19 protein-coding genes, 2 tRNA genes and 3 pseudogenes are annotated in these 19,258 nt (G+C 62.8%); 10 read left to right on the top strand and 14 right to left on the bottom strand.

Annotated elements, in window-relative coordinates; all coding sequences use genetic code 11:
• Positions 1-6: 6 nt before the first annotated feature.
• A complete protein-coding gene (locus HW532_RS02860) occupies positions 7-660 on the bottom strand; it encodes a hydrolase (RefSeq protein WP_213162973.1) in 654 nt (217 codons plus the stop codon).
• Positions 661-815: 155 nt separating this feature from the next.
• Here HW532_RS02860 and HW532_RS02855 point away from each other — a divergent pair, with 155 nt between their 5' ends.
• From HW532_RS02855 to HW532_RS22010, 3 genes and pseudogenes are all read left to right on the top strand, one after another.
• Positions 816-1,709 (top strand): LysR family transcriptional regulator, encoded by an 894-nt coding sequence (locus tag HW532_RS02855; protein WP_213162972.1) that lies wholly within the window; start codon positions 816-818, stop codon positions 1,707-1,709.
• Positions 1,710-1,954: 245 nt separating this feature from the next.
• Entirely contained in the window at positions 1,955-2,890 is a 936-nt protein-coding gene (locus HW532_RS02850; protein ID WP_213162971.1) for a pirin family protein, read from the top strand.
• Positions 2,891-2,982: 92 nt separating this feature from the next.
• A pseudogene (locus HW532_RS22010) lies at positions 2,983-3,159 on the top strand (DUF5996 family protein); the annotation flags it as partial.
• Here HW532_RS22010 and HW532_RS02845 read toward each other — a convergent pair.
• The 4 genes and pseudogenes from HW532_RS02845 to HW532_RS02830 all read right to left on the bottom strand — a co-directional run.
• Positions 3,134-3,391, bottom strand: a pseudogene (locus HW532_RS02845) (transposase); the annotation flags it as partial. The pseudogenes HW532_RS22010 and HW532_RS02845 overlap by 26 nt on opposite strands.
• Before the next feature lie 45 nt (positions 3,392-3,436).
• Positions 3,437-3,757, bottom strand: coding sequence for a putative quinol monooxygenase (locus tag HW532_RS02840; RefSeq protein WP_213162969.1), 321 nt, complete (start codon positions 3,755-3,757; stop codon positions 3,437-3,439).
• A gap of 59 nt (positions 3,758-3,816) precedes the next feature.
• Entirely contained in the window at positions 3,817-4,521 is a 705-nt protein-coding gene (locus HW532_RS02835; RefSeq protein ID WP_213162968.1) for a putative quinol monooxygenase, read from the bottom strand.
• 50 nt (positions 4,522-4,571) lie between these two features.
• Positions 4,572-5,570: an aldo/keto reductase gene (locus HW532_RS02830; protein WP_213162967.1), complete on the bottom strand. Its 999-nt coding sequence runs from the start codon at positions 5,568-5,570 to the stop codon at positions 4,572-4,574.
• A 162-nt stretch (positions 5,571-5,732) separates the two neighbouring features.
• Here HW532_RS02830 and HW532_RS02825 point away from each other — a divergent pair, with 162 nt between their 5' ends.
• Positions 5,733-6,653 (top strand): LysR family transcriptional regulator, encoded by a 921-nt coding sequence (locus HW532_RS02825; protein ID WP_213162966.1) that lies wholly within the window; start codon positions 5,733-5,735, stop codon positions 6,651-6,653.
• A 190-nt stretch (positions 6,654-6,843) separates the two neighbouring features.
• Here HW532_RS02825 and HW532_RS02820 read toward each other — a convergent pair whose 3' ends face one another.
• Positions 6,844-7,647, bottom strand: coding sequence for a helix-turn-helix transcriptional regulator (locus tag HW532_RS02820; protein WP_213162965.1), 804 nt, complete (start codon positions 7,645-7,647; stop codon positions 6,844-6,846).
• A 90-nt stretch (positions 7,648-7,737) separates the two neighbouring features.
• On the opposite strand from HW532_RS02820, the gene HW532_RS02815 reads away from it, so the two are divergent.
• A complete protein-coding gene (locus tag HW532_RS02815; protein ID WP_213162964.1) occupies positions 7,738-9,297 on the top strand; it encodes an MFS transporter in 1,560 nt (519 codons plus the stop codon).
• A 415-nt stretch (positions 9,298-9,712) separates the two neighbouring features.
• Here HW532_RS02815 and HW532_RS02810 read toward each other — a convergent pair whose 3' ends face one another.
• The 7 genes from HW532_RS02810 to HW532_RS02780 all read right to left on the bottom strand — a co-directional run bounded on the left by HW532_RS02810 (position 9,713) and on the right by HW532_RS02780 (position 16,302).
• Positions 9,713-10,120: a succinylglutamate desuccinylase/aspartoacylase family protein gene (locus HW532_RS02810; RefSeq protein WP_213162963.1), complete on the bottom strand. Its 408-nt coding sequence runs from the start codon at positions 10,118-10,120 to the stop codon at positions 9,713-9,715.
• A gap of 62 nt (positions 10,121-10,182) precedes the next feature.
• Positions 10,183-10,782, bottom strand: a complete 600-nt coding sequence (locus tag HW532_RS02805) for a M14 family metallopeptidase (RefSeq protein WP_213162962.1) — start codon at positions 10,780-10,782, stop codon at positions 10,183-10,185.
• A gap of 55 nt (positions 10,783-10,837) precedes the next feature.
• Positions 10,838-11,857, bottom strand: a complete 1,020-nt coding sequence (locus HW532_RS02800; protein WP_213162961.1) for an oligopeptide/dipeptide ABC transporter ATP-binding protein — start codon at positions 11,855-11,857, stop codon at positions 10,838-10,840.
• Positions 11,854-12,873, bottom strand: coding sequence for an ABC transporter ATP-binding protein (locus HW532_RS02795; RefSeq protein WP_213162960.1), 1,020 nt, complete (start codon positions 12,871-12,873; stop codon positions 11,854-11,856). Before HW532_RS02795 ends, HW532_RS02800 begins: the two co-directional genes overlap by 4 nt.
• Positions 12,870-13,760 (bottom strand): ABC transporter permease, encoded by an 891-nt coding sequence (locus HW532_RS02790; RefSeq protein ID WP_213162959.1) that lies wholly within the window; start codon positions 13,758-13,760, stop codon positions 12,870-12,872. Before HW532_RS02790 ends, HW532_RS02795 begins: the two co-directional genes overlap by 4 nt.
• A 1-nt stretch (position 13,761) precedes the next feature.
• Positions 13,762-14,700 (bottom strand): ABC transporter permease, encoded by a 939-nt coding sequence (locus HW532_RS02785; protein ID WP_213162958.1) that lies wholly within the window; start codon positions 14,698-14,700, stop codon positions 13,762-13,764.
• A gap of 18 nt (positions 14,701-14,718) precedes the next feature.
• Entirely contained in the window at positions 14,719-16,302 is a 1,584-nt protein-coding gene (locus HW532_RS02780) for an ABC transporter substrate-binding protein (protein ID WP_246479467.1), read from the bottom strand.
• Between the two features lie 329 nt (positions 16,303-16,631).
• Here HW532_RS02780 and HW532_RS02775 point away from each other — a divergent pair, with 329 nt between their 5' ends.
• The 5 genes and pseudogenes from HW532_RS02775 (at position 16,632) to HW532_RS02755 (ending at position 18,699) form a co-directional block, all read left to right on the top strand.
• Complete coding sequence (locus HW532_RS02775) at positions 16,632-17,444, top strand: helix-turn-helix domain-containing protein (RefSeq protein WP_213162957.1); 813 nt, start codon at positions 16,632-16,634, stop codon at positions 17,442-17,444.
• 106 nt (positions 17,445-17,550) lie between these two features.
• Positions 17,551-17,761, top strand: a pseudogene (locus HW532_RS22005) (Fic family protein); the annotation flags it as partial.
• A gap of 388 nt (positions 17,762-18,149) precedes the next feature.
• Positions 18,150-18,226, top strand: a tRNA-Pro gene (locus HW532_RS02765).
• A gap of 44 nt (positions 18,227-18,270) precedes the next feature.
• The gene (locus HW532_RS02760; RefSeq protein ID WP_213162956.1) at positions 18,271-18,576 is read left to right on the top strand and encodes an ETC complex I subunit; all 306 of its coding nucleotides are present in this window, start codon (positions 18,271-18,273) and stop codon (positions 18,574-18,576) included.
• A 46-nt stretch (positions 18,577-18,622) separates the two neighbouring features.
• Positions 18,623-18,699, top strand: a tRNA-Arg gene (locus HW532_RS02755).
• A gap of 100 nt (positions 18,700-18,799) precedes the next feature.
• On the opposite strand, the gene HW532_RS02750 is transcribed toward HW532_RS02755, so the two are convergent.
• Complete coding sequence (locus HW532_RS02750; protein WP_213162955.1) at positions 18,800-19,249, bottom strand: YybH family protein; 450 nt, start codon at positions 19,247-19,249, stop codon at positions 18,800-18,802.
• Between the last annotated feature and the right edge of the window lie 9 nt (positions 19,250-19,258).

Raw genomic sequence — 19,258 nt, 5'->3', positions numbered from 1 at the left:
TTCCGGTCAGCCTTCGGTGCCCGGCACCGGCGTGTTGAGCAGCTGCTGTTCCCACAGCAACGCGCTGCCGCTGCCGCCGGCGTGCTGCACGAGCAGTTCCGACAGCTCGGCGGCATGCTCCGTGCGGGCCCAGTCGCGCTGCCACTCCGACGCCACTGCCAGCCAGGTCATCATGTTCGCGCCGGCTGCGATCATGCGCTGGATGGCGACCTTATGGGCCTCCACCGAGACGCTGCCGGACGCATCGGTGACGACCGTCACGTCCCAGCCTTCGCCGAGAGCCTGGATCGTGGGCATCGCGACGCAGATCTCGGTCCACAGGCCGGCGATGATGAGCTGCTTGCGGCCGGTGGCCTCGACCGCATCGACCACCGTCCGGTCTTCCCAGGTGTTGATGAATGTCCGGTCGATCACTTCCTGGTCGGGAAACACGTCCGTGATCTGCGGGAAGATGAGGCCGCCCCGGTCGGCGATCACGCTCGTCAGGATGGTGGGCACCCCAAAGGCCTTGGCGGCCTTGGCCAGGGCCGTTGCATTGTTGACCACCATCTGCGGCTCGTGGCTGTTCAGGTTCGCGAGCTGGTAAGGCTGGTGATCGATCAGAACGAGGACCGACTCTTCGGGACGAAGAAGGGAATCGAGGCCGTTGCGAAGGGTCATGGGTATATCCTTTGCTGCCGTTGTGAGCGGTGTTGAGTGTTCGGGACGCCATATGTCGCGGCGCGACGCCGCCTGGACGCTGTATTGCCGTTCCTGTGCGCGATACGATAGTGCTGTCTCATGACAAGCTGTGTTGCAAAACGGGGAACGAGGGCATGGATATCGAGGAGCTGCAGACATTCGTGGAGGTCGCCGATACCGGGGGCGTCTCGGCTGCCGCGCGTCGGCTCGGCATCTCGAAATCGATCGTCAGCCGACGGCTTTTCAAGCTCGAGGCGGAGCTCGGCGTCCAGCTTGTCGCCCGGACCACACGCGGCGCGGCTCTCACGGAGGCCGGGGTCACGTTTCGGGAACATGCCGCCCGTATCGGCGCCGAGATCGAGATGGCCAGGGAAACGCTTCTCCCGGCCGGCGAGCTTCGCGGACGCCTGAGAATCGCCATGCCGCTGTCGTTCGGGCCGACGCACTTCGCCCCGGTGCTGGCCCAACTGGCGCATCGCCATCCGCAGCTTCGGGTCGATGCGTCCTACAGCGACCGCTTCGTCGATCTGATCGCGGAGGGCTTCGATTGTGCGATCCGGGTCGGTTACCTCGAGGACTCCAGCCTGATCGCGAAGCGCATCGGGCCGGTCGCCGGCAAGCTCGTCGCGAGCCCGGACTACATCGCAGCCCACGGCGCCCCGGAGACGCCGGACGAACTCGTTGCCCATCAGGCTCTCATGCAGGGAACGGAATCCTGGCAGCTCATGGATGGCGACAAGATCGTCACGGTTCAGCCGCAGGGGCGGTTCAAGGCCGACAACGGCATAGCCCTGACCGGCGCCGCTGTGGCTGGATTGGGGATCGGTTATCTCCCGGATTGTCTCACCCATGAGCTGGTGTCGACTGGCGCGCTCGTTCCGGTCATGACACGCTATCCTCCCCCGCCGGCGGGCGCCTATGTCGTGCGTCCCCCCGGTCAGCATCCTGCGCGGAAAGTGCGGATACTGACCGAGATGCTGATCGAGCATATGGGGGGGAACCCGCAGCTCTGGGGTTGCGATCCGTGAACGGCGCGCGCTGGAGAGTGTAGAGCGGTTCGCCCGCGACGGTCGCCCGGCTGAAGGTCGCTGACCATCGGCCGCACGTTCCGTATGGCGCAACACAGTTGAGCACATGGCGAGGCTAGCGGCGCACGCGGCGGCGCGGCACTGTTACAACAGGTCGGGCCGGGTGCGCGCAGCCCGCTTGTCCGCCCCGGGCGGCTTCGACCCAGCCGCCGAAAGGGCCCGGTAACCCGAAGAGGAGAACGCCCATGAGCTGGAACCCGGCGATAGCGCCAGGCTGCCCCGACGAGGTTGGCGCCGACGCGATCGAAACTCTCATCGTTCCGCGCACCCGCGACCTGGGCGATTTCGAGGTTCGGCGTGCCTTGCCGGCCCCGAAGCGGCAAATGGTGGGGCCCTTCATCTTCTTCGATCAGGCCGGGCCGGCCGAGTTCCTGACAGGGCAGGGCGTCGACATCCGGCCGCATCCGCATACCGGCCTGGGCACGGTCACCTACCTGTTTCGCGGTGACTTCCATCACCGCGACAGCACCGGCGCCGACCAGATCATCCGTCCCGGCGAGCTGAACTGGATGGTCGCCGGGCGCGGTGTGACCCACTCCGAACGCACATCCTCGGCGGCCCGAAGCGGCCCGAACAGCCTGTTCGGCCTCCAGACCTGGCTGGCATTGCCCGACAAGGACGAGGACATGGCACCCATGTTCGAGCACCACGGCAAGGCGGCGCTGCCGGTGATCGAGGATCGCGGCGTCTCGATCCGGCTCATTCTGGGCGATGCCTACGGCGAGACGGCGCCCGCGACGATGTTCTCGGAGACGTTCTATGCCGATGTGAGGCTGGACGCCGGAAGCCGGCTGCCAATGCCGGACAATCACGAGGACCGGGGCATCTATATCGTCGAGGGATCGATTTCGGTTGCCGGCCAGCAATATGACGAAGCGCAGATGATGGTGTTCCGCCCCGGCGACAGGATCACTGTCGCGGCCGGCAGCAAGGGCGCAAGGCTGATGATCCTTGGCGGCGCGACCCTTACCGGCCCCCGCTACATCTGGTGGAATTTCGTGGCGTCTTCCAGGGAACGCATCGAGGAGGCCAAGGCCGAATGGCGCGCCGAGAACTGGGGCAGGGGGCGTTTCGATCTGCCGGCCGATGACCGGGACGAGCACATTCCGCTACCGGACTGACCTGCGCCGACGCGCCGAGCGCCACCGCGGCGATTGCGGGGGCGGGGGGACAAGGTCGCTATCGGCATGACTGCTGACCGAAGGATGTGGACATGAGCAACGATTGGCCCCAACTCGACTATCTCGGCTGGCGCGACACCTGTTCCGCCCTGCATCTCTACCTGCAGATCGCGGGTAAATATCGCCTGGCCCATACGCCGTGGCTCAACCATTCCTGGCACTTCACGTCGGGCGTCAGAAGTTTTTTGTCGCCAGGTCCTTCAGCGCCGCGTTGTCCGGCAGGCTCTCCGCCAGGAGGCGCTTCAGCTTGGCGTTCTCCGCCTCCAGCGTGCGCAGGCGCTGCGCGTCCGACACCGTCATGCCGCCGAACCGGGCCTCGTACTTGTAGAAGGTCGCGTCCGAGATGCCGTGCTTGCGGCAGATCTCCGCTGTCTTCACCCCGTCATCGTGCTCGCGGATCATCCCGGTGATCTGCTCCTGCGAAAATCTGCTCTTTCTCATGGCCGTCCTTTCTCTCGATGGACTCTGCCATCTCATGGCCGGATTTCAGGGGGCTGGGTCAGGAGCCGGGCTGGATGCCATGGAGTATAGTTTTATGTCCATGTCCTCGGCCAGGAGCTCGTCCTTGCTGGCAATGAACGCCTCCAGATACGGCATCTTGAAATGGGCATCGAGCGCAGCCTTCGAAACCCAGTTCTCATAGAGCATCCAGACCGATCCATCGTCATTCAGCCGATGAAGATCGTAATTGATGCAACCTGGCTCCGCGCGGGTCGGCTCGACAAGTGCGGTAAGACGCCGGCCCAACTCTTCCTCCTGTCCTGCCTTGGCCTTGATATGCGCAACGAGTGTTACTTGCTCTGACATTTGTTTCTCCACTCCATTCAGGTCGGTGCTTCACTGGGCGCAGCGCCGGCGGCCGCAACTCAACCGCAGCCGGCAGGCACGTTCTCTTGGGAGGACGCAGCAACCGGGTCCCTTGGTGCGGGATCGAGATCCGAGATGAAGCGTAGACCGCCTTCGGTCACAGGGCGCACGAGCGTCCTGTCGAACATCTCAAAGAGCGCCTTGGTGTAGGGTTTCTCGAAATGGCGCTCGATCGCTTCGGTATCCCGCCAGATTTCGTAAAGGACGTAGTTGTTTGGCTGGCCGACGACTTTGTGGATATTGAAGGCCACATTGCCCGGCTCCGACCGAGAGCATGTGACAGAGCGGCGGAAATATTCCTCGAATTCCGCTTCCGAACCTTCTTTCACTTCGAAATCGACAACCAGGACCACCTCGCCGTTGTCGTTGGTTGGTTCAATGGCGATCTGGGCTTGCGCTGGCGAGATGGTCGCCGACAGGATGAATGCGATGCCTGCGGCGAATAAACGAATATTCTGCATGTACTTACTCTCGTTGCTGGAGTTGGGATTTGGCGAGCCTGCAGCATCAGGCGATGCTGTAGCCGCGCTGTAGCCGCCGTCGGCACGACGCGGGCTCACCATGACCGTCGCACCCCGGTTCGCGAATTCGATTGCCGTAGCCCGGCCAATGCCGGAACTCGCGCCGGTGACCAGGGCGAGTTTTCCATCCAAGGTTTGGGGTGCAGCGCGCGCACCCGCCGGATTGTCGATGGCTGTGTTCATTTCAGCGCTTCACTTTCTGGTCGGTTGTGGCAGCGCGTTGGCGCACGGGTCTACCGGTTCACCATTTCCAGCTCGAACGCGTTGTACCGTTCGCCCGAAATAGAGCTGGTTGGCGCTGCGGCCTCGATCGCCTCGATGTCCGCGTCGGTCAGAGAGATTTCGACAGCCGCAGCGTTTTCTTCGAGGTGGCGTGCCTTCCGTGCCCCCGGGATCGGAACGATGTCGCTGCCCTTATGAAGCGTCCAGGCAAGGGCAAGTTGGGCCGCGGTACAGCCCTTGTCCCGCGCAAGGTCCTTTAGGCGCCCGACGATCGACAGGTTCTGCTCGAGGTTGTCCGACTGGAACCTGGGTAGCGTACGTCGCCAATCATCCTCTCCCAGATCGGTTTGGCTCGTGATCCCGCCCGTCAGAAAACCGCGTCCGAGCGGGCTGTAGGCGACGAGGCCAATGCCGAGTTCCCTGCATGTGGCCAGGTCATCGCGTTCAGGCTCGCGGCTCCACAGGGAATATTCCGATTGAACGGCGGCGATTGGATGCACCGCGTAGGCACGGCGGATCGATGCAGCGCTCGCTTCAGACAGACCAAGGTGGCGTACCTTGCCCGCCTTCACGAGGTCCGCCATGGCGCCGACCGTGTCTTCGATCGGCACCTGCGGATCGATCCTGTGCTGGTAAAACAGGTCAATATGGTCGAGGCCCATACGCTTCAGGGATGCGTCCGCGACGTCTTTTACATGTTCCGGGCGACTGTCGAGGCCGATGATGCGCTCTCCACCGATGCCGGTGTCTCCCATCTTGAAGCCGAACTTCGTGGCGATCACGACGTTGTCGCGAAAAGGACGGAGCGCCTTGCCGAGCAGGATTTCGTTTTCGAAGGGGCCGTACACCTCGGCGGTGTCAAAGAACGTCACACCCAGTTCGACGGCCCGTCGGATGGTGGCGATCGACGCCGATTCCTCTTGGCCGCCATAGGCGAAGCTCATGCCCATGCATCCCAGTCCAACTGCGGATACGACCGGGCCGTCTTTTCCAAGCGTTCTATATTTCATGGGTCACTCACCTCTGGCCGGTTGCTGCGTGTCTTCGCCGCGAAACTGTGCGACCGATGCCGGCCGTCTTCCGCTCCGCAGGCGTCGATCCAGAAAGTGGCAATTGGCGAGTGTTTCTTCTATGCGTATAATATTGGGCAATATAATGAATCAGATTCATCAATGAGGCCGACCGATATTTCTGACCTGATGGCGTTCGTGGCGGTGGCCAAGCGCCGCAGTTTTCGCAAGGCGGCCGTCGATCTGGGCATCACACCGTCGGCGGTCAGTCATCGAATCCGCGCCCTTGAGGATCGGCTCGGTGTCCGCGTTCTCAACAGGACGACACGCAGCGTTGCGCCGACCTCTGCGGGGCAGAGGCTGCTCAAGCAGTTGCGTCCCGCATTCGAAAGTCTCGAAGGCGCGCTCGACGCGGTGAACGATTTTCGTGATCAGCCGGCAGGCACGCTGCGGCTGAATGCGCCCCATCTGGCGGTCGACGTGATCCTCGCGCCGGTCATGAAGCCATTCCTCGAAGCGTTCCCCGATATCCACCTGGAAATATCCGCCAATGACAGCCTGGTCGACATCGTCGCCGAGGGATACGACGCGGGCATTCGGTTCGGCGAACGGCTGCAACAGGACATGATCGCTATGAAGCTCGGTCCGCAGCAGCGCGACGCGATTGTGGCCTCGCCGGAATACTTCCGGAAGAACCCGAAACCGAAGATGCCGGAAGATCTCGCGGGACACGCCTGCATTCGCTACCGGTTCCCCGGAGGCGAACTCTATGCATGGGAGTTCGCGAAAGGGGAAAAGGAGATCGAGATCGATGTCCAGGGTCCCCTGACGCTGGACAGCCAGCGAACCAGTCTGCGCGCAGCCGCCGAGGGGCTCGGCATAGCCAATGTATTGGAAAGCTTGGCAAGACCGCTTCTGGAGGAAGGGCGCGTCGTACGCGCACTGGAAGACTGGTGCCCGACCTATCCGGGACTGTTTCTCTACTACCCAAGCCGTCGCCGCATGCCTTCACCGTTGCGGGCCTTTGTCGATTTCACCAGATCCCTGGATGACATGCAGCGCCTGCCGGCGGGTGGCGTGTGACCGTCGGAGGTTGTCGCTACTCGATACGCTTGCAGTGGGGACCAGGTCTCATCAACAGGCACAAGATTGTTACTTCCCTCGAGAGCTACATTGGCGGGCCTATGCCAACAATCCAGTTTGGCAAGGACCCAGGAAATTTGTCATATTGGCAAACTCGAGATCTCGGACAATCTCTTCGGTACATTCGCATTTATGTGTCTGCTCCGATGGTTTCGAACAGCACAACCATCCGCAAATGACGGTGTTCGTCGATGGTCATAACCTCTTGATCAAACTGTCGAACGCTTGCCTTTTCCGCAATGGTGGCCGGCCCACGAACCGGTCGATTATCTTGCCTTTGGCGCCACCAGCCTCGGAAATCTGGCGAAAGCTTCTTCAAATCCTCAATGAGTTGGAGCATAGCGGGGTCATCGGGCACGAGAGCCAAATCGTGTCGGAGCGCCTCGACAAATCCTGGCGCTTCGTTTCGCCACGATGGCAGGCGGCGACGCAACTCCGGATCGGCAAATACCATGCGAAGCAAATTCCGGTCCGATGTGCCTTTCCCTGAGAAGCCGATCAGCCGATTGGCGGCTGTGTTCCAAGCAATGACGTCCCACCGCAGATTCAAGACGTAGGCTGGCCGGTTCTCGATCTCGTCCATAAGCTTTTGCACGAGAGGAGATACGGCGGACGATTGATACGCCTCAGCGGGTGGCGGACGGCGATGCGCGAGGACGAAAAGATGACAGCATTCCGCGTCGTCGAGCTTTAGCACCTTCGCGAGCCTCAGGAGGAAATCCTCCGAAACGCCAATCTCCCGCCCCTGTTCCAGCCACGTGTACCAGGTGAGGCCGACCCCGGCGAGTGCAGCCACTTCCTCCCGGCGCAGACCGGGGGTCCGTCGCCGTCCGCTGCTCGGCAGGCCGACTTCGGCAGGCGTCAGTCTTTCTCTGTGTCGGCGCAAAAATTCGGCGAGATCCAGCCTGGTTCGCTCAAGGGATCGGGGAGGCATGGCATATTACCTCTTGTAACAGCATGAAGTGCTAAATTGTAACATTATATAAATCACCGAATGTCTGCCGCCAACCGCACAGGAGGCAGCATGTCATTCGAACCCGACCAGTATGATCCCACCGTTTCGCAGCCATCCCAGATGAGCGAAACAACAACCGGCCGAAAGAAGGCCGGACCGATCGAATGGGCCGGTCTGGCGGTGCTCGCGCTGCCGACCGCGCTTCTCGGGCTTGACGTAACGCTGCTCTATCTGGCCTTGCCTGCGCTCGCGGAAGATCTGCGACCAAGCAGCACGCAGGCCCTGTGGATCATGGACGCCTATGGCTTCATGATCGCCGGGTTCCTGATCACCATGGGAACGCTGGGCGACCGGATCGGTCGAAGGCGATTGCTGATGATCGGGGCGACCGCGTTCGGCGCCGCTTCAATTCTGGCCGCGTTTTCTCCCACCACAAACACGCTGATTGCCGCCCGGGTGGCGCTTGGCGTGGCTGGTGCAACCCTCATGCCATCGACGCTCGCGCTGATCAGCAACATGTTTCTCCAACCGAGCCAGCGTGCGCTGGCAATAGGGATCTGGGCTACGATGTTCGCCCTCGGCATGGCCGTCGGCCCGTTCGTCGGCGGTATTCTTCTCTCACATTTTTGGTGGGGATCCGCCTTCCTCATCGCCATTCCGGTCGTCGTTATCGTGCTCGTCGCCGGACCGTTGCTTCTGCCGGAGTATCGCGCGCCGGTCAGCGGCCGGTTCGATTTGCCGAGTGTCGCGCTATCGCTCGCTGCGATCCTGCCGGTAGTTTACTTCGTCAAGGAAAGTGCAAAGACCGGCCTTACCCTTATCCCGATACTGGCGTTGGTGACCGGTCTCGCCTGCGGTGCGATTTTTGTCAAAAGACAACGCACCTTGTCGAACCCCTTGCTTGACGTCCGGCTGTTTGGCAACGGCACGTTCAGCGCCGCGCTCGGCATATTGCTCTTCGGGCTGGTCGGTGTCGGCGGAGCGATGCTGTTGGTGACCCAGTATCTCCAACTCGTCCTCGAACTTCCGCCGGTCATCGCCGGCATGTGGATGGGACCTCCCGCCTTCATGATGATCGTGGCCGGCATCGGTGCGCCGCTCTTGGCACGCCGCATACGTCCTGCCTTCGTGATGGCCGGATCATTGGCATTTTCCGCAGTCGGCTATTTGCTCCTCGCAATGCTTCCCTGGATACCCGGTCTCGCTCCCGTCACGACCGGTTACGCTCTCGTCTATCTCGGGCTGGGGACAATCGCGGCCCTCGGCACCGACCTGGTCGTGGGGGCAGCTCCACCGGAAAAGGCCGGCTCGGCCTCGGCCATGTCGGAAACCGTCCAGGAACTGGGCATCGCCCTCGGTGTGGCCCTGTTCGGGAGTTTGACCACGGTTGTTTATCGTGATGCAGTATTCGGCCGCATATCAAAGGACCTGCCGCAAGATGTGTTTGCAGCATTCGCGGACAGCTTGGGGGCAGCGTCGACGATTACCACTCCGGTGGCGAGAGGTCTCATCATCGACGCCAAAGCCTCGTTCGTCTCAGGGATGAGTGCATCCGCTATGGTGGCGGCGATCGGTGTCGCAATGCTCTCGGTCCTTTGCGCCTGGGCTTTGGGGCGCGCGACGGAATGAGGAACCTTGCCGCATTCCTCGCCAGAATCTCGGATGGGGTCCTCGATGGCGGAGAGAAACTGTCTTCCGAGGGATCGGACCGCATGCTCAGCGAGCTGATAGCTGACGTCGATGGCGATCAGGAGATCGCGGCGCCGACACTCTGCCCCGAGGGTGGGACCCCATCGGGCGTTGGCTCTCCTGGGGCGATCATCTGCGCTGGTTCGTTGGGAGGACGAGGCGGACCTGTTCTAGCGCAGACGGATACCTGGTTGCGGTACCCGACGCTTTGCGAGCCGTGCTGCAGCTCCAGTTCGGCTTGCCAGTTCCCATTCATGGGCGGCTCCTCCGAAAAGCCGACCTCCTATGAATCACCGACGACCCACCTTGGGAGCCCCAAAAATGCACGCTCCGCACAAAAACTGCCAAAGTGGTGCTAATCTTCCAGCAGGTAACCCTTCCGATGGGGCAGAGGAACGCTGCCGGCGATCTTGGCAATGACCTGATTGGCAGCGACCAGTCGTTTCAGGCGCCGTGTCACGACCACCCCATCCGTTGCCGCATGCACGGTGATGCGTCCCTCCCTGCCCGGCAGGGAAGGGCTGACGATATCGGCGACAGGTTGACCGCGCGCCACCCGGTCGCCGAGGGCGGCACGATAAACGATGACGCCGAATTGCGGTGTCCTGACAATGTCGCAGGCATCGAAGCCGGTCATCTCGCACAGCGGTTCGCACGGCGCCGGCGGCGTACCGGTCAAATAGCCGCGCCGGCGCAGCGCGTTCATCAGGGCGGCCGTATCGGCGCGCGCGAGGTCGTCGCCGATGTCGATGAAGCCACGCAACTCGACGGTCGCGGCCAGACAGCCGACCGGAATCGGCTTGTCGGGAAACGCGGCGGCAAGCTTCAGCCAGGGATCGACGGCGGCCTCGGCGAATGTCGATCCCCTGAGCCCGCCTGCGAAAAAACCGCGCGGCAGCCGAGGTCGCCTGAAATATCCGAAAGCTCCGGCCAGATGTCGGGATGCACGAAGAGGTGCATCAACCCCTCGTCGTCGCAGTGGAGATCCAGCACGAGATCGCAGTCATACGCCTCGCGGGCGAGGACGGTCTGAAGGGAGCCGACCGGCGAGGCCTGAGGGCGCTCGTCGAGAAGCTCCTGGATCGCCGCGCGGATCAGGGCAAGATTGGCTCCCGCGTTGTTTCCCAGCCGGCTCCCGAGGCGCCCAACGAGATTGTCGGCGAGCATCGGCCAGCCGCGGTTGAAGTTCCTCCCGCTTGCCAGATCGTAGCGTCCGAGATGGTCGCCGTTGACGAACTGCGCCAGTCCGATCGGATTGGCGGCGGGAGCGACGACGATCTGGCCTGTGATTTCACCGCGCTCATCGGCATTGTCGAGCTGTTGGAGAAGATGATGGGCGACGAGTTGGCCCGGCGCTTCGTCTGCATGGAGTGCGGCCTGGATGTAGGCTTTAGGCCGTGCGTCGGGCGCTCCGTAGCGCACCATGGGTACGCTCATCCGGCGGCCCGGGACCTCTGCGGCCAGCGGTGCGCAGATTGTTTCACGAGGCATGACTAACTCCGGTTGGGGTGCCCTCGTCCGACAGGGGAAAATGGCATTTGAAGGCATGGTCGAAGGCGGCGTCGCTGGCAGCGGGCTCTGGAAAAATGCGCCCGCAGACCTCCTGGGCATAGCGGCAGCGCGTGTGGAACTCGCAGCCGCGAGGCCGCATCATCAGGCTCGGGACCTCGCCGATCAGTTCCACCCGGTCGAGCACCGCGTCCGGATCGGGTTCGGGATTGGCAGAAAGCAGCGCCTCCGTGTAGGGATGGCGCGGCTGTGCGAAAATCCGCTCCGTCGGTCCGACCTCGAGGAAGCGCCCGAGATACATGATTGCCATCCGGTCGGTCATGTGGCGCACGACGTTCAGATTGTGCGTGATGATGAGGATGGCGATGCCGAGCTCGTCTTGCAGGTGGGCGAGCAGATTGAGGACCTCCCCCTGGACCGACACGTCGAGCCCGGCGGTCGGCTCGTCGGCGATGAGGAGGTCGGGCCGCAGCGCAAGGGCGCGCGCGACACCGACCCGGCGCGCCTGGCCGCCGGAGAGCTGATGCGGATAGCGACGCGCGAAATCCCGCGGCAGTCCCACCATTGCCAACAGCCGGTCCGCCTCGGCCTCGGGGTCGCAATCGTGCGCCCGGTGGATTCGAAAGGGCTCCGTCAGGAGAGAGCGGACCGTCAGGCGTGGCGAGAGCGATCCGACCGGATCCTGGAACATCATTGCCATACGCCGGCGGTAGAGCTTGCGGGCACTGCCGGACAGGCCAACCAGCTCCTGCCCGTCGAACCTGATCGAGCCTTGCTGCGGTGAGACGAGCCCCATCAGCGCGCGCGCAATGGTCGATTTTCCCGAGCCGCTTTCGCCCACGAGGCCGAGCGTCTCGCCCTTGCGGAGCTCGAATGAAACACCGCAGACCGCGTCGATGAAGGGGTCTTGCTCGGGGGTGAGGAGTGCCTTCAGCCGGCTCATGGTGCGAAAGCGCACGCGAAGGCCGTCAACGGACAGAAGCGCATTCATGCCGGCAAATCCCCCGTGCGCTCGAGCAGATGACAGCGGGCCCATTGCGTCGTGCCAGTTGCGCGCAGGGCGGGGAGCTCGACGGCGCAGCGATCGAAAGCATGGGGACAGCGCGTGCGGAAGGTGCAAGCCGACGGAACGTCGAGCAGGTTCGGAACCTCTCCCGGGATGGTCGGAAGCACCCGTGTCCTGGTCGGAATCCGCCCTGGATCGCACTCCAGCAACGCTTTCGTATAGGGGTGGCCGGGCGTGTGGAAGATCTCGCGCACGTCGCCATACTCGACCACTTCGCCGGCATACATGACCGCGACCCGGTCGCACAGCTCCGCCACCGTTCCGAGGTGATGCGAGACGAAGACGATCGAGCAGCCGATCTCCCGCTGCAGATCCTTCAGCAGATGGATGATCTGTACTTCCAGCGTGGCGTCGAGGGCCGTGGCCGGCTCGTCGGCGATCAACAGCGCCGGTCTTACCAGCAGCGCCATGGCGATGCAGATGCGTTGGCGCATGCCGCCGGAGAATTCGTGCGGATAGCCGCGGATGCGGTTGTGCGGATCGGGAATGCCCACGCGCTCCATCATCTCTATGGCACGCCGCCGCCTGGCCTGTCGGGAGCCGCTCTGGCGGTGCTGCACATCGATCATCTGGCTTTCGATCGAGCGCACGGGATTGAGCGAGGTCATCGGATCCTGAAAGACCATGGACATGCGGCTGCCGCGCAACGCACGCCGCTCTTCCGGCGTCATGGCAAGCAGGTCGCGTCCTTCGAACAGGATCGTGCCGTCGACGATTTCGGCATTGTCGGCCAGAAGGCCCATCACCGCATAGGCGAGGGTCGACTTGCCCGAGCCGCTTTCGCCGACGACACCGACGATATCGCCCGGCGCCACGGTGAGGCCCACATTCCGCAGGGCGTGGGCGCGGCCGCGAGGGGTGCCGAAATCGAGATCGAGCCCGCTCACGCGCAGCATCGCATGGCCACAGTCGGCGTCCTGGACGTGCTCGCCTGGTCTCATAGGTCTTTCCTAAGCTTGGGATCGAAAATGTCGCGCAGCGCTTCGCCCAGGAAGGTGAAGCCGAGTGTCGTCAGCACGATCGGAACGCCACCGGAGATGACCGGCCAGATCGACTGGTTGATGTGTCCGTATCCGTCATTGAGGATTGTGCCCCAGGAGGGGGTCGGCGGGCGCACGCCCATGCCGAGAAAGCTCAGGCCGGCTTCGAGCGTGATGACCAGAGGCACGTCCATGCTGACCAGGATCAGGAGCGGGCCGATGACGTTCGGCAGGATGTGGATGCCGAGAATGCGGATCGTGCCGGCACCCATCGCTTGCTCGGCGGTGATGAACTCGCTGTTGCGCAGGGCGTGTGTCTGGGTGCGCACGACGCGGGCATAGATAGGAACCGTCGTCACGGCGACGACGAAAATGACACTTGCCAGGCTGGGGCCCAGAAGCGTGACCACCGCCAGCGCGAAGATGATGACGGGGAAGGAGCGGATCGTGTTGAAGAACAGCAATAGCGCGTTGTCCAGCCATTGCGGCCCGAAGCCGGCGATCAGCCCCAGGACGAGCCCGACCGACAGCGCTGTGCCCAGTGCGGCGAGGGAGACGAGAAGCGCCACCTGACCGCCCATGACGACGCGCGAGAAGACATCGCGGCCGAGCTGATCCGTGCCCATCAGGAACTCCAGCGACGGTGGCGCCAGGCGCGGACCGACCATGATCCTTGTCGGGTCATAGGGTGTTATCAGATGAGCGAATACCGCACTCGCGACCATGAGAATGACGAGGGCCGCCCCCAATATGCCGAGGGGGTTCTTGCCCATCTGGTGCGCAAAACCGGCAAGCGCCTTGCGCCTGTTTCCCCCAGTCACGGTTTCGCCGGTTGCCGTGTCGGCCATATCACAGGCTCCCCCGGATTCTCGGATCGAGAATCGCGTTGATCAGGTCGGCGATGGTGGTGGAGACAACGAAGAGCACGGTGGTGACGAGAACGGTGCCCATGACGATCGGATAGTTGCGCGAGTCGACCGCCTGAACGACCAGCGTGCCGATACCGGGGCGCGCAAAGACGACTTCCACGAAAACGGCTGCCGACAGGAGGTGCGCCATGCCGACACCGAGAATGGTCACGGTTGGCAGGATGGCGAGCGGCAGCGCGTAGCGTGCGACGATGCGCCGTTCCGAGAGGCCGAAGGCGCGGGCCATGCGCACGTGATTTTCGCCCATGACCTCCAGCATGGACGCCCGCACGATTCGCGAGAGATATCCCACCCAGCCGATGCCGACGACCAGGGCCGGCAGGACAAGATGGGTGACCCGGCCCCAGAATCCCGAACCGGCGCCGATGGCCGGCAGCCAGTTGAGCCACACCGCGAAGATCAGAAGCGCGTAAATGGCCATCACGAAGGAGGGAATGGCGATCATCGCCACCGCCATGATGCCGGCCACCTTGTCGATCAGGGAATTGCGCCGCATGGCCGAGTAGCATCCCAGCGGCACCGCGACGATGACGGCCCAGGCGATCGCGACCAGGATGAGCTCTATCGTATAGGGCAACTGCTCGAAGACGATGGTGCCGACGGGGCGTTGCGTGAAGACGTCGAAGCCGAGATCGCCGCGCAGAAGGCCCGCGAAGAACATGACGATCTGCACCGGAAGCGGCTTGTCCAGCCCCATGCGTTCATGCAGCTCGGCGCGTAGCTCCGGCGTTGCCCGCGGACCCAGAAGCACCGCGGCGGGGTCGCCGGGCACCATCTGGATCATCACGAACAGCAGCGAGACCGCGACGACAGTGATCGCCGCCGCCAGAAACACTCTCCTGACGAGATAAATCCACATCGCTCCCCCCGTATCCGGCTAGCGCGATGCCGGATCGAAGTCGATGTAGAGCGGCCTTCCGTCGGGGCGCGTGGTGGCCTTCACCTTCGACGTGCGATACATGACCGGCGCGCCTTCGTGGGTCAGGAAGCGATACGCGCCGGACTCCTCCATGATGTCCTGCATCTCGTGATAGAGCCTGGCCCGCTCCTCGTCGTCGGAAACGGTGACGGCCTTCGCGTTGAGCTCGTCGAAGCGCTTGCTCTTGAAGCGTTCCCAGTTCCATACACCCACCTGGTCGCGCACGAAGAAGGTGGTGGCATAATAGGGATCGGGTACCATGGAGAAGCGCTGGACGATCAGTTGCATCTCTTTCCAGCGATCACCCTCCGACTCCATGCCGATGGTCCAGAAGGAACCCGAATCCTGGACGTTCACCTCGACCGTGATGCCGATCTGGGCGAGCTGCGCCTGCACCATTTCGGCAATGGTCGAAAAGGTACTCTGGTTGAGCGCGTCGATGGTGAGCGTCAGCCCCTGAACGCCAGCCTTCTCGAGATATTCGCGCGCCTTGTCGAGGTTGCCCTCGGGCGGAACGAGCGCCTTCTCGCGGTGGCCGATAAGGCCCGGCGCGATCAATCCGGTGGCTGTTTCGGCCTGGCCGGAATAGGCCGCCTCCATGATCTGCGGCACGTTTATGGCCCACTGGATGGCCTTGCGCACATTGATGTCCTGGAGCTTGGGATGCTCCGTATTCATCCCGACATAGACGTAATAGAGCGAGGGTTTCTCCTCGATCGTGGTGTCCGTGGGCGGGGTGTCGTTGAAGGTTGCAAGGGAATCGAGGCTGAAATCGGTGAAGTCGAGATCGCCGGCCTGATAGGCGCGCTCGGCGGTCTTGATATCGCTGATCGGCAGGATCCGGACCCTGTCGAAGCCCGGCTTCGGCCCCGCCCATTCGGGGTTTCGGGTCAGAAGTATGAACTCGTTCGGCTGCCAGTCCTCCAGGACATAGGGACCTGAAAAGCAGGGCGGCTTCATGCCGAAATCGCTCCCGTCCCCGGTCGCGTCCATGACGGCCTTCTTCGAGACGATATGGCCGCACCCATAGGGCAGGGTAATGTTCCACAGGGGAACGAAGGGCGTCTTCAGCACGATGACGCCGGTGTGGTCGTCCTCGACCTCGACATGATCGAGCGGCCCCCAGTCGCCCTTGACCGGCGAATTGTGCTCGATAATCCGCTCGAAGGAGAATTTCACGTCCTCCGCGGTCAGTTCGCCGTAACCGTCGGTGAACCGGATCCCCTTCTTCAGCCGGAAGCGGATACGGGTCGGGTCGACCTGTTCGACGGACTCCGCGACCTCCAGCTTCCAGCCCCATTCCGAGCCCGGCTCGTAGTGCGTGAGCTTGGAATAGATGCAGTTCATCACGTCGACATTGTAGGCGTTCTGATAGAAGCCGGGATCGAGCTTGTTGATGTCTGCATAGGAGCGGGCGATGAGTTCCCGGCCTTCGGCAGCCCATATGGCCTGCGACAGGGGCAGCCCCGAAGCCACGATGCCGGTGCCCAGGCCGGCGCCTGCCTTGAGGAAGCGCCGGCGGTCCAAAGTCCTTCCAGTCAAGATGTCATCCTCCCCCATCATGGAGCGGCCCTCCCATTCTCCCGAGAGGCCGCACCTCCTTGGTTCCGGTCACCCACCCGGCAAGAGTGGACGCCATATTCTTCGACCGGCGGCACGGGGGGATCAATTTCGCGAGCGACGCGCGATGATGCGACCGTCGCGCCAAGTCGCGAATGCCGAAACGATGAGAGTCCGACCCGGCGCCCCGGCCGTCCCGGTCGCGTGCGATAATTCCCTGTCCGATGTCTTCTCGGCATGCGTCATCTGCCGTGCGATTTCGCGATCCTCTGCGACTTGACACCTTTCCGGCGTCAGTATGCATTAGGCTCATGCAAAACGAGCCGCTCCCACGGAACCTCGCCTTTCTGTGCAGCTATCATTCCTCGATAGCCGCCGTCTGCCGCCGCTTGGGGATCAACCGTCAACAGTTCAACAAATATCTGAGCGGGCAGAGCTGGCCCTCCCGCCGGAACATGCGGCGCATCTGCGATTTCTTCGGGGTGAGCGAGGACGAGCTGCTGATGGAGCACCGGCACTTTGCCGAAATCGTCGGCCTGAAGCACCGACTGCCCATCGCGCATGCCTCCAGCGAGATCCTGGCACATATCGAGGATCTCTATCGGGGCTCCGGCGATCTTGGCCGTTATGTCGGATATTATTTCCGCTACTTCTATTCCTTCGGCCACGCCGGCAAGATCATCAGAGGCTTGGTGGCCATTTACGAAAAGAACGGGCGATATTACTGGCGAAGCATCGAGCGTCTCAGGTCGAATGGCCGCTACGGCGTCGAGATATCGAAATGTTCCGGCACGGTGTTGCTACTGGGCGACCGCATTTTCGTGCTGGAGTACGAGACGCTTCTGAAGAGCAGTATCACCCAGGTGATCCTGTATCAGAGCTACCGAACCAGCCCGACCTATCTGATCGGCATCCAGACCGGCATGCCGCTTCTCAGAGGCCGCAAGCCGGCCGCCTCCATTGTGCTTCTGGAGTATCTGGGTCAGTCGATTGATCACCGCAAGGCGCTGAATTCCTGCGGTTTGTTCGATGACACGGACGCGGCGATCGATGCGAGCATTCGCTCGATGATCGTCAACCGGATCGAGCCGGAACGCTTCGTCCTCGAAACGGAAGACGCCTGAGCGCGGCCATCGTGTGGCGTGCCCCTATCTATTGCGATGAATGACCTGCCCCCGCGTGGTGATCCAGCGCCTATGAGAGAATTTGGCGCGGGTTTACGTCCTGCCGTTCAGGCTGGAGCGTAGCGTAGCCCTGCACGACAGGACGTGGCTTGATTTCTTCCTCGCCGGAGTGGCCGAGACCGCAAATCATGCTTTCGAAGCCGCCACCCGGATTGTCGACCTCTTCAAGAAGGATCGCGAACGAAAGCGGCCGCGCAGGCTCGGCACTCCGCATCCACGAACTCTTCCAGCAGAAGCCGCTTGGGCTGACAGCCCCTGCGTCCCTTCTTCAGCGGCAGGCCGGGTAGTGTCCGATCGAGGGTTTGGATCTGCGATCTGTCATCCGCTGACGGCACGTATTGGGGCTGTCCGATCTGTCTGGACGCGAAGAAGATGAGAGCCGTTAGGCGAGGCGAGACGCTGGAGTCGAAATGTGATCGCGGTCGCTCGTGATCCGGTATTCACGGTCATCCCCCAGGCCAAGAGCGAAGATGGTCATCGGTCACGATGCTGTTGCCGAGAACGGGACGAGAACGCCTTCTGTAATCTTTTCCGTAACTTTTCGTCGCCTTCGTCGCGGGATGACCCTCTTTGTTCGCGTTTCAGAAATCACCGCTTGCCTTCCGCGTTCCAAAAACGTAAGCAAATCTCCATGTTTCGAGGGTTCGGGGCATAGCGCAGTCTGGTAGCGCACCTGCTTTGGGAGCAGGGGGTCGCAGGTTCGAATCCTGCTGCCCCGACCAATATCGAACCCCTTGGGTTGAGGATGCGGGAGTCGACGGAAACCATGTTGGCGCGGATCTACAGGCCGGCGAAGACGGCGATGCAGTCGGGGCGCGGGAACACCCGGAAGTGGGTTCTCGAATACGAGCCGGAGAAGCCCCGCGAGACCGACCCGCTGATGGGCTGGACGAGCTCCGGCGACATGAAGCAGCAGATCAGGCTGCGCTTCGACACCAGGGAAGAGGCGATCGCCTATGCCGAACGCCACGGCATTCCCTATCGCCTCCAGGAAGCGAACGGAACCCGGGTGAAGCCGAAATCCTATGCGGACAATTTCCGCTGGGGCCGTATCGGCGCCTGGACACACTGACCGGCCCGGTTCCGGCGCCCCGGGCCCGCCCGCGGCGCCGCATCGCGGCCCCGTAGCTCAGCTGGACAGAGCAGTAGCCTTCTAAGCTATTGGTCGCAGGTTCGAATCCTGCCGGGGTCGCCAACTTCTTCTCCACCCGGACAGAACGCGGGTCGATTTCCGCGATCGGCGGGCCGCAAGGACGGTCGGCGTCCGGCTGAGCGGGGAGGGGACGGCCGTCCCTTCAGGGCTCCAGATCGTACAGCGCCTTGCCGCTCTGCGGATCGAAGGGCGCCGAATAATGCTCATGCGCGATGAGCCATTTGCCGTCCACCTTGCGGCAGCAGACAGTGGCGCGCATCCAGCCGGCCTTCATCTCGCCCGTCTCGTCGGTGCACCCGCAGCGGGAGAGGTAGTGGCTGAAGGCGACATCGCCGCTCGCATGGGTCGAGAGATCGTGGACCTCCATGATCGTCTCGCCCTCCGGCGCGAAGGACAGGCAGGCCTCCCAATGCGCCCGGTAGGCCTGCGCGCCCGAGAACCGGAGCGCGGAGATGGCGTCGAAGGCCACGACGTCGGGCGTGTAGCATCCCATCACCGCGTCGAGATCCTTGGCCAGCGCGGCCTCGACCCAGTATTCGATCAGGGTGCGGATCGCGTCCTCGTCGGTGAGGTCCGGTGTCTCGACGGTCATGTCGGTCTC

Source organism: Kaustia mangrovi (genome assembly GCF_015482775.1).
GTDB classification, from domain to species: Bacteria; Pseudomonadota; Alphaproteobacteria; order Rhizobiales; family Im1; genus Kaustia; species Kaustia mangrovi.
This window is presented reverse-complemented; position numbering and strand designations above follow the sequence as displayed.

Bases quoted from the DNA above. Each gene is read 5' to 3' on its own strand.
- HW532_RS02860 (WP_213162973.1), bottom strand. From the start codon at position 660: ATGACCCTTCGCAACGGCCTCGATTCCCTTCTTCGTCCCGAAGAGTCG.
- HW532_RS02855 (WP_213162972.1), top strand. From the start codon at position 816: ATGGATATCGAGGAGCTGCAGACATTCGTGGAGGTCGCCGATACCGGG.
- HW532_RS02850 (WP_213162971.1), top strand. From the start codon at position 1,955: ATGAGCTGGAACCCGGCGATAGCGCCAGGCTGCCCCGACGAGGTTGGC.
- HW532_RS02840 (WP_213162969.1), bottom strand. From the start codon at position 3,757: ATGTCAGAGCAAGTAACACTCGTTGCGCATATCAAGGCCAAGGCAGGA.
- HW532_RS02835 (WP_213162968.1), bottom strand. From the start codon at position 4,521: ATGAACACAGCCATCGACAATCCGGCGGGTGCGCGCGCTGCACCCCAA.
- HW532_RS02830 (WP_213162967.1), bottom strand. From the start codon at position 5,570: ATGAAATATAGAACGCTTGGAAAAGACGGCCCGGTCGTATCCGCAGTT.
- HW532_RS02825 (WP_213162966.1), top strand. From the start codon at position 5,733: ATGAGGCCGACCGATATTTCTGACCTGATGGCGTTCGTGGCGGTGGCC.
- HW532_RS02820 (WP_213162965.1), bottom strand. From the start codon at position 7,647: ATGCCTCCCCGATCCCTTGAGCGAACCAGGCTGGATCTCGCCGAATTT.
- HW532_RS02815 (WP_213162964.1), top strand. From the start codon at position 7,738: ATGTCATTCGAACCCGACCAGTATGATCCCACCGTTTCGCAGCCATCC.
- HW532_RS02805 (WP_213162962.1), bottom strand. From the start codon at position 10,782: ATGGTGCGCTACGGAGCGCCCGACGCACGGCCTAAAGCCTACATCCAG.
- HW532_RS02800 (WP_213162961.1), bottom strand. From the start codon at position 11,857: ATGAATGCGCTTCTGTCCGTTGACGGCCTTCGCGTGCGCTTTCGCACC.
- HW532_RS02795 (WP_213162960.1), bottom strand. From the start codon at position 12,873: ATGAGACCAGGCGAGCACGTCCAGGACGCCGACTGTGGCCATGCGATG.
- HW532_RS02790 (WP_213162959.1), bottom strand. From the start codon at position 13,760: ATGGCCGACACGGCAACCGGCGAAACCGTGACTGGGGGAAACAGGCGC.
- HW532_RS02785 (WP_213162958.1), bottom strand. From the start codon at position 14,700: ATGTGGATTTATCTCGTCAGGAGAGTGTTTCTGGCGGCGGCGATCACT.
- HW532_RS02775 (WP_213162957.1), top strand. From the start codon at position 16,632: ATGCAAAACGAGCCGCTCCCACGGAACCTCGCCTTTCTGTGCAGCTAT.
- HW532_RS02760 (WP_213162956.1), top strand. From the start codon at position 18,271: ATGTTGGCGCGGATCTACAGGCCGGCGAAGACGGCGATGCAGTCGGGG.
- HW532_RS02750 (WP_213162955.1), bottom strand. From the start codon at position 19,249: ATGACCGTCGAGACACCGGACCTCACCGACGAGGACGCGATCCGCACC.